Raw genomic sequence first — 13,309 nt, forward strand, 5'->3', positions numbered from 1 at the left:
TCCTACGCCAACCGCACAAACAAAAACGCCCCGAGGTAATCGGGGCGTTTTGCATGACGCTTCAGGCTTAAGCGGCGATGGACAGTTTCAGCTTGTTCATCGCGCTTTTTTCCAACTGGCGAATCCGCTCGGCCGAAACGTTGTACTTCTGCGCCAGGTCGTGCAGCGTGGCTTTCTCTTCGGCCAGCCAGCGCTGGTAGAGGATGTCACGGCTGCGTTCGTCCAGCACTTCCAGGGCTTCGTGCAGGTTGCTGGTGGAGTTGTCGCTCCAGTCGGCATCCTCAAGTTGCAGCGCCGGGTCGTAGCGGTGGTCTTCCAGGTAGTTGGCTGGCGACTGGAAGGCGCTGTCGTCGTCCGCTTCCGCAGCCGGATCGAACGCCATGTCCTGGCCGGTCAGCCGGCTTTCCATTTCCCGCACTTCACGAGGCTCCACGCCCAGGCTTTCCGCCACGCGGTGAACTTCTTCGTTGTTCAGCCAGGCCAGACGCTTCTTCTGGCTGCGCAGGTTGAAGAACAGCTTGCGCTGCGCCTTGGTGGTAGCAACCTTCACAATCCGCCAGTTACGCAGGATGAACTCGTGAATTTCCGCCTTGATCCAGTGCACGGCAAAGGACACCAGGCGCACACCCATTTCAGGGTTGAAGCGCTTCACGGCTTTCATCAGGCCAACGTTGCCTTCCTGGATCAGGTCAGCCTGGGCCAACCCGTAGCCGGAATAGCTACGGGCGATATGTACGACAAAACGCAGGTGGGCGAGCACCATCTGCCGAGCCGCCTCAAGATCCTGCTCATAGTAGAGACTCTCGGCCAGTTCACGCTCCTGCTCGGGTGTCAGCAATGGAATGCTGTTCACCGTGTGCACATAAGCCTCCAGGTTTGCGCCTGGAACCAATGCGTAAGCAGGTTGCAAAGAAGTGGTCATACGAAAAAACCTCCGACTCACATAACTCGTGCCGTTCAGCACTGCGAAAATTGACCGGAAACCGCGAAACAAGTTCCCAAAAATGCTGAAAGGTCAATACAAGCAAAAAGACATTACTTCGGTGCCAGTTCCCTCAGATGACGGGCCACCGCAATCCACGCACCGATATAACCCAACAGCACCGCCCCTAGCAAGAGCGACAGACCATCGGCAACCGGCACCCCCGCGAGGGCAAAATCGCTGCCATACAAGCCAGCCAGACCGATTACCGCGTCGTTCAGCCAGTTCAGGCCAAACGCCAATACACCCCAGGACAGGATCCCCGCGCCGAAACCATACAGCGCCCCCATATAGAGGAAGGGTCGACGAACATAACTGTCCGTGCCGCCGACGAGTTTAATCACTTCTATCTCGGTGCGGCGGTTTTCAATATGAAGACGAATGGTATTGCCTATCACCAAAAGTAATGCAGAAACCAGCAGCACCGTCAGGCCGAAGACAAAGCGGTCCCCCAGCTTGAGGATCGCCGCCAGCCGCTCGACCCATACCAGGTCCAGTTGCGCCAGTTGCACCTTGGGCATTTCCGACAACCGCTGGCGCAGGGCTTCCAGGGTCGCCTTGTCCACTTCGTTCGGTGTGACCAGCACTACACCCGGCAGCGGGTTATGGGGCAGTTCGCGCAAGGCCTCGCCCAGCCCGGACTGCTGCTGGAACTCCTCCAGGGCCTTTTCCTTGCTGATGAACTCGGCATCCGCCACACCGGGCAGGCCCTTGATCTCTTCACTGAGCTTCTCGCCCTCGGTGGCAGAAGCCCCCAGATCCAGGTACAGCGAGATCTGCGCCGCGCGCTGCCAGGAACCGCCCAGGCGCTCGACATTATTGAGCAACAGCGACAAGCCCATGGGCAGGCTCAAGGCCACGGCCATCACCAGGCAGGTAAAGAAGCTGCCGATGGGCTGTTTGCCCAGGCGCCGCAGGCTGTCCAGCAGGCTGGCGCGATGGCTTTCGATCCAGGCGTGCAGCAGGGTGCCGAAATCCGGGCCGTCGTCCTCGTCACGCTTTTTCTTCGGCGGTGGTGCTTCGGACGCCTTGGGCGCTACGCGCTCCGCCACTTTAGGGGTACGTGTAGCACTCATACGCCGGCCTCCCCGTCGCCGATCAAGCGTCCGCGTTGCAAGGTCAGCATGCGGTGGCGCATGCGGGCGATCAGTGCCAGGTCGTGGCTGGCGATCAGCACGCTGGTGCCCAGGCGGTTGATGTCTTCGAACACGCCCATGATTTCCGCCGCAAGACGCGGGTCGAGGTTACCGGTGGGTTCGTCCGCCAGCAGCAGAGCCGGGCGATGGACGATGGCCCGCGCGATGCCCACGCGCTGTTGCTGACCGGTGGACAGATCCCCCGGGTAGAGATCGGTTTTGTCCGACAAGGCCACCCGCTCCAGGGCCGAATCCACGCGCTTGGCGATTTCCGCCTTGGACAGGCCGAGGATCTGCAGCGGCAGGGCGACGTTGTTGAATACGGTGCGGTCGAACAGCAACTGGTGGTTCTGGAACACCACGCCGATCTGCCGCCGCAGGAACGGGATCTGCGCGTTGCTGATCTGCCCCAGGTCCTGCCCGGCCAACAGCAATTTGCCGGTAGTCGGACGCTCCATGGCCAGCAGCAGGCGCAGCAAGGTGCTCTTACCGGCGCCGGAATGGCCGGTGACAAACAGGAATTCGCCGCGACGCACGCGAAAGCTCAGCTCATGCAGGCCAACGTGACCGTTGGGGTAGCGCTTACCGACCTGTTCGAAACGAATCATGAACGCTCCCGCTCGGCAAACAGTGCCTGGACAAAGGGTTCGGCTTCAAAGGTACGCAAGTCGTCGATACCTTCACCAACGCCGATATAACGGATCGGCAGGCCGAACTGCTTGGCCAGGGCGAAGATCACTCCACCCTTGGCGGTACCGTCGAGCTTGGTCAGGGCCAGGCCGGACAACTGCACCGTCTGGTTGAACTGCTTGGCCTGGTTGATGGCGTTCTGGCCGGTACCGGCGTCCAGCACCAGCAGCACCTCGTGGGGCGCGTCGGCATCGAGCTTGCCGATGACCCGACGGACTTTCTTCAGCTCTTCCATCAGGTTGTCTTTGGTGTGCAGGCGCCCCGCCGTGTCGGCGATCAGCACATCAATGCCACGGGCCTTGGCCGCTTGCACCGCATCGAAGATCACCGAGGCCGAATCGGCACCGGTGTGCTGGGCGATGACCGGGATCTTGTTGCGCTCGCCCCAGACTTGCAGCTGCTCCACTGCCGCGGCGCGGAAAGTGTCGCCGGCGGCCAGCATGACTTTCTTGCCTTCCAACTGCAGCTTCTTCGCCAGCTTGCCGATGGTGGTGGTCTTGCCAGCGCCGTTGACGCCCACCACCAGGATCACGAACGGCTTGTTCTGGGCGACGATCTGCAGTGGTTGTTCCACTGGCTTGAGCATGCTGGTGAGTTCGGCCTGCAGCGAGGCATACAGCGCATCGGAGTCGGTGAGCTGCTTGCGTGCCACCTTCTGGGTCAGGTTCTGGATGATCACCGAAGTCGCCTCGACCCCGACGTCTGCGGTCAGCAGGCGGGTTTCCAGGTCTTCCAGCAATTCGTCATCGATGGCCTTCTTGCCGAGGAACAGGCTGGCCATGCCTTCGCCAATGCTGGCGCTGGTCTTGGACAGGCCCTGCTTGAGGCGAGCGAAGAAGCCGATCTTGCTCTCTTCGGCGGGACGGAGGGGCTCAGTCACAGGCTCGGGCTCTGCCGCCGCCACAACCGGCTCGGCTACAGGAGCAGGAGCAGGAGCAGGAGCAGGAGCAGGAGCAGGAGCAGGAGCAACAGGTTCAGGGGCGACGAATACCGGAGCAACCGGGGCTTGCACCTCGACCACAGGGGCCGGGGTAACCACCGGGGCTTCGACCACCGGCTCAGGGTGCACGGCAACAGCCGGAATCGGCGGAGCCACATGCTCGGCCTGGGCGTCTTCCACCAGGGCCACGGGTTCTTCCGCCACCGGCAGGGTCAACCAGGGCTTGTGCTCGGCGCTTGGCGCCAGCGGCAGGTCGGGCGCCGCGGGGGCCGCCGGTTCAGGCGCGATGTGCGGTTGCAGCACCGGCTCGGCCATTGGCAGCACCACCGGCTCGGCCGGGGCTACGCTGGCGGCAGGTTCGATGACCGGAGTCGGTGCCGGCTCGGCAGGCACTTGCGGCTGTTCGACGACGGGTTCCTGCGGCTTTTTGCGCAGCCATCCGAACAGGCCTTTCTTCTCGCCAGCCGCGGCTGGGGTCTTTTTGTCGTCGTTGGAACCAAACATGGAGACGGCTATCTCAAGGTAGCGATGCGCCACTGGGCGCCTCGGTAAATAAATATTCGATGCAGAACAGACTGTGTTTCATCCAGCTTGTTCACGCGCAACATGTTGTCGAAATGCCCAAAAGCACTTCAAGGAGCGATTTTACTAAAGGACTGGAACGGCAAAATCGGCGAAAAGTCGAAGTCTAGCTGGTAAATCAGGGCTTCTTGCCGGTAACTCATACAACCTGCTCAAGTACATGCTGATCCGCGAAGACCTGATAGGCGTGGCCGCCAGTAAAACGGATCAGTATCCTAGCACCTCCTCGCCCGCTGACGCTAAGAACACGCGGGCAGCCCAACAGGTTTAAAAACGAATGAATGCTCTAGCCCGCCGCGCCGCAGGCCTGCTGCTCAGCACAGTTTGTCTGCCCCTTGCAGCCCTGGCTGCCGACCCTCAACCCACCCATGAATTCACCCTCGACAACGGCCTCAAGGTCGTGGTCCGCGAAGATCATCGCGCGCCGGTGGTGGTGTCCCAGGTCTGGTACAAGGTCGGCTCCAGCTACGAAACCCCGGGCCAGACCGGTTTGTCCCACGCCCTGGAACACATGATGTTCAAGGGCAGCGAGAAAGTCGGCCCCGGCGAGGCCTCCCTGATCCTGCGGGACCTGGGCGCCGAAGAGAACGCCTTCACCAGCGACGACTTCACGGCCTATTACCAGGTCCTGGCCCGCGACCGCCTGGGCGTGGCCCTGGAGCTGGAAGCCGACCGCATGGCCAGCCTGCGCCTGCCGGCCGACGAGTTCAGCCGCGAAATCGAGGTCATCAAGGAAGAGCGCCGCCTGCGCACCGACGACAAGCCGATGTCCAAGGCCTACGAGCGCTTCAAGGCCATGGCCTACCCGGCCAGCGGCTACCACACGCCGACCATCGGCTGGATGGCCGACCTGAACCGGATGAAGGTCGAGGAACTGCGCCACTGGTACCAAGCCTGGTACGTGCCGAACAATGCCACCCTGGTGGTAGTCGGCGACGTCACCCCGGACGAGGTGAAAACCCTGGCCCAACGCTACTTCGGCGCGATCCCCAAGCGTGACGTGCCACCGGCGAAGATCCCCATGGAGCTGGCCGAGCCCGGCGAGCGCCTGATCACCTTGCACGTCAAGACCCAACTGCCGAGCCTGATGCTGGCCTTCAACGTGCCGAGCATCGCCACCGCCGAAGACAAACGCGCGGTGAACGCCCTGCGCCTGGCCGCGGCCCTGCTGGACGGCGGCTACAGCGCCCGCATCCCGACCCAGCTGGAGCGCGGCGAAGAGTTGCTGTCCGGCGGCTCCACCAGCTACGACGCCTACACCCGGGGCGACAGCCTGTTCATGCTCTCGGCCACCCCCAACAGCCAGAAGAAGAAAACCATCGCCCAGGCCGAAGCCGGGCTGTGGCGCCTGCTGGACCAGTTGAAGACCACCCCGCCATCCGCCGAGGAACTGGAGCGGGTGCGAGCCCAGGTGATCGCCGGGCTGGTCTACGAACGTGATTCCATCACTAGCCAGGCCACCGCCATCGGCCAGCTGGAAACCGTCGGCCTGTCGTGGAAGCTGATGGACACCGAGCTTGCGGAACTGCAAAGCGTGACCCCGGAAGACATCCAGAAGGCCGCCCGCACCTATTTCACCCGGGAACGTATGAGCGTGGCCCATGTACTGCCTGAGGAGTCCGCTCATGATTAAGCGCCAGAAAGCTTCACCGGTCCTGCTGGGGCTGGCCCTGGTCGCCCTGCTCACCGCCGGCGGCCTGTACCTGTCGAACTCCGGCCAGACCAACGCCAGCCAGGCCCTGGACAACGCCAAGAGCAGCCAGAAGCTGCAGTCTTTGGCCGAGCTGGACGGCAAGGCGCCCAGCCATCGCAACCTGGACGTGCAGACCTGGAACACCGCCGAAGGCGCCAAGGTACTGTTCGTCGAAGCCCGCGAGCTGCCGATGTTCGACCTGCGCCTGATCTTCGCCGCCGGCAGCAGCCAGGACGGCAACGCGCCGGGCGTGGCCCTGCTGACCAACGCCATGCTCAACGAAGGCGTGGCCGGCAAGGATGTAGGCGCCATCGCCCAGGGCTTCGAAGGCCTGGGTGCGGATTTCGGCAACGGCGCCTACAAGGACATGGCCGTGGCCTCGCTGCGCAGCCTGAGCGCTGTGGATAAGCGCGAACCGGCGCTGAAGCTGTTCGCCGAAGTGGTGGGCAAGCCGACCTTCCCCGCCGACTCCCTGGCGCGGATCAAGAACCAGATGCTCGCCGGCTTCGAATACCAGAAGCAGAACCCCGGCAAGCTGGCCAGCCTGGAGCTGATGAAGCGCCTGTATGGCACCCACCCTTACGCCCATGCCAGCGACGGCGATGCCAAGAGCATCCCGCCGATCACCCTGGCCCAGCTCAAGGCTTTCCACGCCAAGGCCTATGCCGCAGGCAACGTGGTGATCGCCCTGGTCGGCGACCTGTCCCGCAGCGACGCCGAGGCGATTGCCGCGCAAGTCTCCGCCGCCCTGCCAAAAGGCCCGGCGCTGGCGAAGATCGAGCAACCTGCCGAACCCAAGGCCAGCATCGGCCATATCGAGTTCCCGTCGAGCCAGACCAGCCTGATGCTGGCGCAACTGGGCATCGACCGTGACGACCCGGACTACGCCGCTGTCTCCCTGGGCAACCAGATTCTCGGCGGTGGCGGCTTCGGCACCCGGCTGATGAGCGAAGTGCGCGAGAAGCGCGGCCTGACCTACGGCGTCTACTCGGGCTTCACCCCGATGCAGGCCCGCGGCCCGTTCATGATCAACCTGCAGACCCGCGCGGAAATGAGCGAGGGCACCCTGAAGCTGGTGCAGGACGTGTTCGCCGAGTACCTGAAGAACGGCCCGACCCAGAAAGAGCTGGACGACGCCAAGCGTGAACTGGCTGGCAGCTTCCCGCTGTCCACCGCCAGCAACGCCGATATCGTCGGCCAGTTGGGCGCCATGGGTTTCTACAACCTGCCGTTGAGCTACCTGGAAGACTTCATGCGTCAATCCCAGGAGCTGACGGTGGAGCAGGTCAAGGCCGCCATGAACAAGCACCTGAATGTCGACAAGATGGTCATCGTCAGCGCCGGCCCCACCGTCGCACAAAAGCCGTTGCCGCCCCCCACTGACAAACCCGCCGAGCAGCCGCTCGGGGTTCCGGAGCATTAATGGCCCGTCCAGCCCGTCCCAGCAAGAAACCCGTCCACAACCAGCACAATGGCGTGGGCCAGTTGCGCATCATTGGCGGCGAATGGCGCAGCCGCAAGCTGAGCTTCCCCGACCTGCCGGGGCTGCGGCCGACCCCGGACCGGGTGCGTGAAACCCTGTTCAACTGGCTGGCGCCCTATGTGGCCGGGGCCAAGGTCATCGACCTGTTCGCCGGCAGCGGCGCGGTGTTTCTCGAAGCCCTGTCCCGTGGCGCCGCCACGGGCCTGGCCCTGGACAGCAGCAGCGTGGCCATTTCCAGCCTGCGCGAGCACCTGGGGACCCTGCGCTGCACCGTCGGCCAGGCCCAGACCGCCGACGCCCTGCGCTACCTGGAAACCCAGCCGGCCACGCCGTTCGACCTGGCCTTCCTCGACCCGCCGTTCAATCAGAACCTGCTGCCCGCCGCCTGCGCCCTGCTGGAAGAGCGCGGCTGGCTGGCGGACGACGCCTGGATCTACACCGAAAGCGAAACCGCGCCATCGACCCTGGGGCTACCCGGAAGCTGGCGCCTGCACCGTGAACAAAAATCCGGGCAGGTGTATTACTCGTTGTGGCAACGTATGGCAGACAACGTCGCCTAGAACCTGATCACGACCTCGCAAGCAACGCTCAGGCCCGAGCCGCGCAGCAGATCGTAGTCAGGCTCTCAAGCCGACCGGAACAAGGTACGCAGCCCGCCCGGGCTGCGCGCCGCTGCATCGAGACCCTCCCCGTGCCCGACTCGCCTGATCGCTTCACCCCCGCCTTCGGCCTTGGCAACCCGCACCTGCAGACCCTGTGGGGCCCGCTGTGGCGCCCGACCACTCATCTTGAGCGCCAGCGCGAACGCTTGTGGCTGGACGACGGCGACTTTCTCGACCTGGACTGGCACGGGCCCCATAGCGCCGACGCGCCCCTGGTGCTGGTGCTGCATGGTTTGACCGGTTCCTCCAACTCGCCTTACGTGGCCGGCCTGCAGCAGGCCCTGGCAACCCGGGGCTGGGCCAGCGCGGCGCTGAACTGGCGCGGCTGTTCCGGCGAGCCCAACCTGCTGCCCCGCAGCTACCACTCCGGGGCCAGCGAAGACCTGGCTGCAGCCATCGCTCACCTGCGGGCCAAGCGCCCCCAGGCGCCGCTCTATGCGGTGGGCTATTCCCTGGGGGGCAATGTGCTGCTCAAATACCTAGGGGAAAGCGGCAGCGACAGCCCGTTGCAAGGCGCCACGGCGGTATCGGTGCCGTTTCGCCTGGACCAGTGCGCCGATCGCATAGGCCAGGGGTTTTCCAAGGTCTACCAGGCGCACTTCATGCGCGAGATGCTGGCCTACATCAAGGACAAGCAGCGCCAGTTCCAGCACGACGGCCGCCACGAAGGCCTGGCCACCCTGGCGCAACTGGGGCCGCTGACCAAGATGCGCACCTTCTGGGACTTCGACGGCCGGGTCACCGCACCGCTGCACGGCTTTGCCGATGCCCAGGACTATTACCGCCGCGCCTCCAGCCGCTATTTCCTGGGGCAAATCCGTACCCCGACCCTGATCATCCAGGCCGCAGACGACCCCTTCGTATTCCGTCACAGCCTGCCCGAAGCCAGCGAGCTATCCGCCAGCACCCAGTTCGAGCTGCAGGCCAAGGGTGGCCATGTGGGTTTTGTCGACGGCAGCCTGAAACACCCCGGCTATTACCTGGAGCGGCGGATCCCGCAGTGGTTGGCTGGCCTGGATCGCCATGGATAAGCCAGCCCGGGAATCGATCCGCTTCTGGCAGAGTGCGCCCCTGGCCGGGGTCGAGTTGCTGGCCGCGCGTTACATCGAGCAGCGTTTCGTGCCCCATGTGCATGAGGGCTATGTGATCGGCATGATCATGGCCGGTGCCCAGCGCTACCGCTATCGCGGAGCCGAGCATTTGGCGGGCAGCGGCACCCTGGTGCTGATCAACCCGGACGAGCTGCACACCGGGGCCAAGGGCGTGGAAGACGGCTGGCTGTACCGCGCCTTCTACCCGGAGAACCAGCAAATATTCGGCCTGCTGGATGAACTGGAACTGCCCAGCGGCAGCCTGCCGGCCTTCGGCGCCACCTTGTACCGCGATCCGGACCTGGTACAGGGTTTTGCCCGCCTGCACCACTTGCTGGAAAGCCCGGCCACGGCCCTGCAACAACAGACCCAATGGCGAGAAATGCTGCTGTTGCTGTTGCAACGGCACGCCGGAGTGCGGGCACCAGGTGAACCCGGGCAGGAACACCGGGCCATCGTCCAGGCCAAGGAGTTGCTGCGCTCGCAGCTGGCGGCGCCGCCTTCATTGGAGGAACTGGCAGCAGCGGTGAACCTGTCACCGTTCCATTTCGCCCGGGTGTTTCGCCGGGCCACGGGGATTCCGCCCCACACCTGGTTGATGCAACAGCGCATCGCCAAGGCCCGGGCCTTGCTGCGTGATGGCTGCCTGCCCCTGGAAGTGGCGACACAACTGGGGTTTGCCGACCAGAGTCACCTCAGTCGGCAGTTCAAGCAGGTGTATGGGGTAGCGCCGGCGGCTTATCGCAGTGCCGTGGTGTAGGCGGCGCGGCTATCGCTCCTACAGACTCAACTGCGTCCCTGCCAGCGCTAGCGCGAGCAAGCTCGCTCCTACAGGTCCGCGCGGCCCTGCCGCCCGTAGAAGCTGGCTTGCCAGCGAAGGGGCTACGGGTAAAGGCCGTCAGTCACCGGTGGCGACAGGCCGCTGCGCATCGGTGATCCACTCGCTCCACGAACCGGCATACAGCCTCCCCAGGGGGTAGCCGGCCAGGCTCAGGGCGAACAGGTTGTGGCAGGCGGTGACACCAGAGCCGCAATAGGCCACCAGTTGCTGCGGGTCACGCCCGGCCAGTTTCTGCGCGAAACGCTGCTTGAGCTGATCGGCCGGTAGAAAGCGCCCATCCTCCCCCAGGTTGTCGGTGAACGCCGCGCATTGCGCCCCGGGAATATGCCCGGCCACCGGGTCGATGGGTTCCACGTCGCCACGAAAGCGCGGCAGGCCACGGGCATCCAGCAGGGTCAGGTCCGCCTGGCCCAGGCGCTTACCCAGGTGCTCGGCATCCAGCAGCAGGCTGTGATCAGGGTGCCCGACGAACTGCCCCGGCGCGTTTTCCGGGGCATCCAGGCTCAGCGGCAAGCCAGCGGCGTGCCAGGCTTTCAGGCCACCATCGAGAATGAAAACGCCGTCACGCTTGCCCAGCCAGGCCAGCAACCACCAGGCACGAGCGGCGTAGGCACCGGGACCGTCGTCATAGAGCACGATCTCGCTGTCGTTATCGATGCCCCAGGCCTGCAGGCGCGCCACCAACTGCGCGGGCTCCGGCAACGGATGCCGACCGGTCACGCCCTTGATCACCGGCGCGCTCAGATCCCGGTTCAGGTCCGCGAAATGCGCCCCGGCGATATGCCCGTCGGCGTAACTGCGCTGGCCGTAATCCGGGTCTTCCAGAGCAAAGCGACAATCCAGAATCACCAGGCCGGGCTGCTGTTTCTTCTGGTCCAGGGCAAGCGGGCTGATCAACTGCGCGAGGGGCATGGCGGGCTCCTGTGAATAAGTTGGAGGTTGATCCTACTGCACTTCTTCCAGGGCTTGGGCCAAGGGCACATAAAACTCTTCGAACAGGCCGTTGACCGCTTCCCTGGCCTGGTCGGTGACGAAACCGGCCTCCAGCACCAGCACCTGGTACACCCCGCGCTTGATGGCTTCTTCGCTCAGGTGCGTGGAGTTTTCCCGGGTCGTGCACAGAAAACGCACCCAGGAGGTGAGGATGATCCAGGCATTGAGGGTCAGGGATTCGATCTGCACCTTGTCCATGGCGACGATCCCGGCATCGACGAAACGCCCGTAGATGGCCATGCCCTGGATCAGGCAGCGCTGGGAAAAGCGTCGGTAGCGCGCAGCCAGCTCGGGGTCGCTGTCCAGCAGGTGTTCCAGGTCGCGGTGCAGGAAGCGATAGCGCCACATGGCCGCCAGCAGAGCCTGCAGGTAGTAGCGCTTGTCTTGCACGGTGACCGCCCGCCCGGGGGGCGGTCGAAGGAAGCTGTCCACCAGGCTTTCGTACTCGGCAAACAGCACGGCGATGATCGCCTGCTTGTTGGGGAAGTGGTAGTACAGGTTGCCCGGGGAAATCTCCATGTGCGCCGCAATATGGTTGGTGCTGACGTTACGCTCGCCCTGCTGGTTGAAGAGTTCGAGGCTGAACTGGACGATGCGTTCGCGGGTTTTTATGCGTGGGGCCATGGGCGTGGGCTTTAATCAGAAGGCTGGCGTGCATCTTACGTTCTATCCCCCCGGGGATAAATCGCCACCGGCGCAGGAGGGCAATTGACATTTTAGAGCATAAGCTCTAAAAAACTAGCCACCTTACAAAGACGGAGCCCGTCCATGTCTGCCGAAATCGCTTACCTGCAGGATTCCCTTCAGCAACAGGACGAGCTGCTTGAGCTGTTCGAAGCCCAGCGCCGGGCCTTTGCCGCCAACCCGATGCCCCCCGCAGCGCAGCGCCAGCAATGGCTGAAGGCACTGCAGGAGCTGCTTAACAACGAGCGCCAGGCCCTGATCGATGCCATCAGCCAGGACTTCAGCAACCGCAGCGCCGACGAAACCCTGCTGGCCGAGCTGATGCCCAGCCTGCACGGCATCCACTACGCCAGCAAACACCTGAAGAAATGGATGAAGCCGTCCCGCCGCGCCGTGGGCCTGGCCTTCCAGCCGGCCTCGGCCAAGGTGGTCTACCAGCCCCTGGGGGTGGTCGGGATCATAGTGCCGTGGAACTACCCGCTGTACCTGTGCATGGGCCCGCTGGTGGGGGCGCTGGCCGCCGGCAACCGAGTGATGCTCAAGCTCAGTGAGTCCACCCCCGCCACCGGGCAACTGCTCAAGCAACTGCTGGCCCGGGTCTTCCCCGAGGACCTGGTGTGCGTGGTGCTGGGCGAGGCCGAGGTGGGCATGGCGTTTTCCAAGCTGCGCTTCGACCACCTGCTGTTCACCGGCGCCACCAGCATCGGCAAGCACGTGATGCGCGCCGCCGCGGAAAACCTGACCCCGGTGACCCTGGAACTGGGCGGCAAATCCCCGGCCATCGTCTCCAGCACCGTGCCCCTCAAGGACGCTGCCGAACGCATCGCCTTCGGCAAGACCCTCAACGCCGGGCAGACCTGCGTCGCCCCGGACTACGTACTGGTACCGGAAGAGCGCGTAGGCGCCTTTGTCGAAGCCTATCGCCAGGTGGTGCGCGGTTTCTTCCCGACCCTGGCGGACAACCCCGACTACACCGCCATCATCAACCAGCGCCAACTGACGCGGCTCAACGGTTACCTGAGCGACGCCACCAGCAAGGGCGCGCTGCTGGTGCCACTGTTCGAGCAGAGCCAGGAACGCCGCCTGGGCCACAGCCTGCTGCTCAATGTCAGTGATGACATGACCGTGATGCAGGACGAGATCTTCGGCCCGATCCTGCCCATCGTGCCCTACCGGACCCTGGACCAGGCCTTCGCCTATATCACCCAGCGTCCGCGCCCGCTGGCGCTGTACTACTTCGGCTACGACAAGGCCGAGCAGCAACGGGTGCTCAACGAAACCCACTCCGGCGGCGTGTGCCTCAACGATACCCTGCTGCATGTGGCCCAGGACGACCTGCCGTTCGGCGGCATCGGCCCTTCCGGCATGGGCCACTACCACGGGCATGAAGGCTTCCTGACCTTCAGCAAGGCCAAGGGGGTGTTCATCAAGCAGCGGTTCAACGCCGCCCGCCTGATCTACCCGCCGTATGGCAAATCGATCCAGAAGCTCATCCAGAAGCTGTTCATTCGTTAACCAGTACAACGCCGGGT

At 64.0% G+C, this 13,309-nt stretch carries 12 protein-coding genes; 6 read left to right on the top strand and 6 right to left on the bottom strand.

Going from position 1 to position 13,309, the window contains the following annotated elements; translation table 11 throughout:
* Positions 1-67: 67 nt before the first annotated feature.
* The 4 genes from rpoH to ftsY all read right to left on the bottom strand — a co-directional run bounded on the left by rpoH (position 68) and on the right by ftsY (position 4,252).
* Complete coding sequence (rpoH, locus tag BLS75_RS22370; RefSeq protein WP_011064028.1) at positions 68-922, bottom strand: RNA polymerase sigma factor RpoH; 855 nt, start codon at positions 920-922, stop codon at positions 68-70.
* A gap of 113 nt (positions 923-1,035) precedes the next feature.
* On the bottom strand, positions 1,036-2,058 hold the full coding sequence (gene ftsX / locus BLS75_RS22375) for a permease-like cell division protein FtsX (protein ID WP_015637373.1): 1,023 nt from the start codon (positions 2,056-2,058) through the stop codon (positions 1,036-1,038).
* Positions 2,055-2,726 (bottom strand): cell division ATP-binding protein FtsE, encoded by a 672-nt coding sequence (ftsE, locus tag BLS75_RS22380; RefSeq protein ID WP_011064030.1) that lies wholly within the window; start codon positions 2,724-2,726, stop codon positions 2,055-2,057. Before ftsE ends, ftsX begins: the two co-directional genes overlap by 4 nt.
* Complete coding sequence (gene ftsY / locus BLS75_RS22385; RefSeq protein ID WP_072451806.1) at positions 2,723-4,252, bottom strand: signal recognition particle-docking protein FtsY; 1,530 nt, start codon at positions 4,250-4,252, stop codon at positions 2,723-2,725. The genes ftsE and ftsY overlap by 4 nt, the downstream gene beginning before the upstream one ends.
* A gap of 355 nt (positions 4,253-4,607) precedes the next feature.
* On the opposite strand from ftsY, the gene BLS75_RS22390 reads away from it, so the two are divergent.
* The 5 genes from BLS75_RS22390 (at position 4,608) to BLS75_RS22410 (ending at position 10,019) form a co-directional block, all read left to right on the top strand.
* Positions 4,608-5,963, top strand: a complete 1,356-nt coding sequence (locus tag BLS75_RS22390; protein ID WP_072443566.1) for a M16 family metallopeptidase — start codon at positions 4,608-4,610, stop codon at positions 5,961-5,963.
* The gene (locus tag BLS75_RS22395; protein WP_072451807.1) at positions 5,956-7,446 is read left to right on the top strand and encodes a M16 family metallopeptidase; all 1,491 of its coding nucleotides are present in this window, start codon (positions 5,956-5,958) and stop codon (positions 7,444-7,446) included. Before BLS75_RS22390 ends, BLS75_RS22395 begins: the two co-directional genes overlap by 8 nt.
* On the top strand, positions 7,446-8,066 hold the full coding sequence (rsmD, locus tag BLS75_RS22400; RefSeq protein WP_011064034.1) for a 16S rRNA (guanine(966)-N(2))-methyltransferase RsmD: 621 nt from the start codon (positions 7,446-7,448) through the stop codon (positions 8,064-8,066). The genes BLS75_RS22395 and rsmD overlap by 1 nt, the downstream gene beginning before the upstream one ends.
* A 131-nt stretch (positions 8,067-8,197) precedes the next feature.
* Entirely contained in the window at positions 8,198-9,199 is a 1,002-nt protein-coding gene (locus tag BLS75_RS22405; protein ID WP_019095297.1) for a hydrolase, read from the top strand.
* Positions 9,192-10,019, top strand: coding sequence for an AraC family transcriptional regulator (locus BLS75_RS22410; protein ID WP_041120263.1), 828 nt, complete (start codon positions 9,192-9,194; stop codon positions 10,017-10,019). The genes BLS75_RS22405 and BLS75_RS22410 overlap by 8 nt, the downstream gene beginning before the upstream one ends.
* 138 nt (positions 10,020-10,157) lie before the next feature.
* On the opposite strand, the gene BLS75_RS22415 is transcribed toward BLS75_RS22410, so the two are convergent.
* The gene (locus BLS75_RS22415) at positions 10,158-11,012 is read right to left on the bottom strand and encodes a sulfurtransferase (protein WP_072451808.1); all 855 of its coding nucleotides are present in this window, start codon (positions 11,010-11,012) and stop codon (positions 10,158-10,160) included.
* Positions 11,013-11,045: 33 nt separating this feature from the next.
* On the bottom strand, positions 11,046-11,717 hold the full coding sequence (locus BLS75_RS22420) for a TetR/AcrR family transcriptional regulator (RefSeq protein WP_011064038.1): 672 nt from the start codon (positions 11,715-11,717) through the stop codon (positions 11,046-11,048).
* A gap of 99 nt (positions 11,718-11,816) precedes the next feature.
* On the opposite strand from BLS75_RS22420, the gene BLS75_RS22425 reads away from it, so the two are divergent.
* Entirely contained in the window at positions 11,817-13,292 is a 1,476-nt protein-coding gene (locus BLS75_RS22425; protein ID WP_225369017.1) for a coniferyl aldehyde dehydrogenase, read from the top strand.
* Positions 13,293-13,309 lie beyond the last annotated feature (17 nt).

The sequence above is a fragment of the Pseudomonas sp. NFPP12 genome, assembly GCF_900103205.1.
In the GTDB taxonomy this organism is placed as follows: Bacteria; Pseudomonadota; Gammaproteobacteria; order Pseudomonadales; family Pseudomonadaceae; genus Aquipseudomonas; species Aquipseudomonas protegens.

Bases quoted from the DNA above. Each gene is read 5' to 3' on its own strand.
- rpoH (WP_011064028.1), bottom strand. From the start codon at position 922: ATGACCACTTCTTTGCAACCTGCTTACGCATTGGTTCCAGGCGCAAAC.
- ftsE (WP_011064030.1), bottom strand. From the start codon at position 2,726: ATGATTCGTTTCGAACAGGTCGGTAAGCGCTACCCCAACGGTCACGTT.
- rsmD (WP_011064034.1), top strand. From the start codon at position 7,446: ATGGCCCGTCCAGCCCGTCCCAGCAAGAAACCCGTCCACAACCAGCAC.
- BLS75_RS22420 (WP_011064038.1), bottom strand. From the start codon at position 11,717: ATGGCCCCACGCATAAAAACCCGCGAACGCATCGTCCAGTTCAGCCTC.
- BLS75_RS22390 (WP_072443566.1), top strand. From the start codon at position 4,608: ATGAATGCTCTAGCCCGCCGCGCCGCAGGCCTGCTGCTCAGCACAGTT.
- BLS75_RS22410 (WP_041120263.1), top strand. From the start codon at position 9,192: ATGGATAAGCCAGCCCGGGAATCGATCCGCTTCTGGCAGAGTGCGCCC.
- ftsX (WP_015637373.1), bottom strand. From the start codon at position 2,058: ATGAGTGCTACACGTACCCCTAAAGTGGCGGAGCGCGTAGCGCCCAAG.
- ftsY (WP_072451806.1), bottom strand. From the start codon at position 4,252: ATGTTTGGTTCCAACGACGACAAAAAGACCCCAGCCGCGGCTGGCGAG.
- BLS75_RS22415 (WP_072451808.1), bottom strand. From the start codon at position 11,012: ATGCCCCTCGCGCAGTTGATCAGCCCGCTTGCCCTGGACCAGAAGAAA.
- BLS75_RS22395 (WP_072451807.1), top strand. From the start codon at position 5,956: ATGATTAAGCGCCAGAAAGCTTCACCGGTCCTGCTGGGGCTGGCCCTG.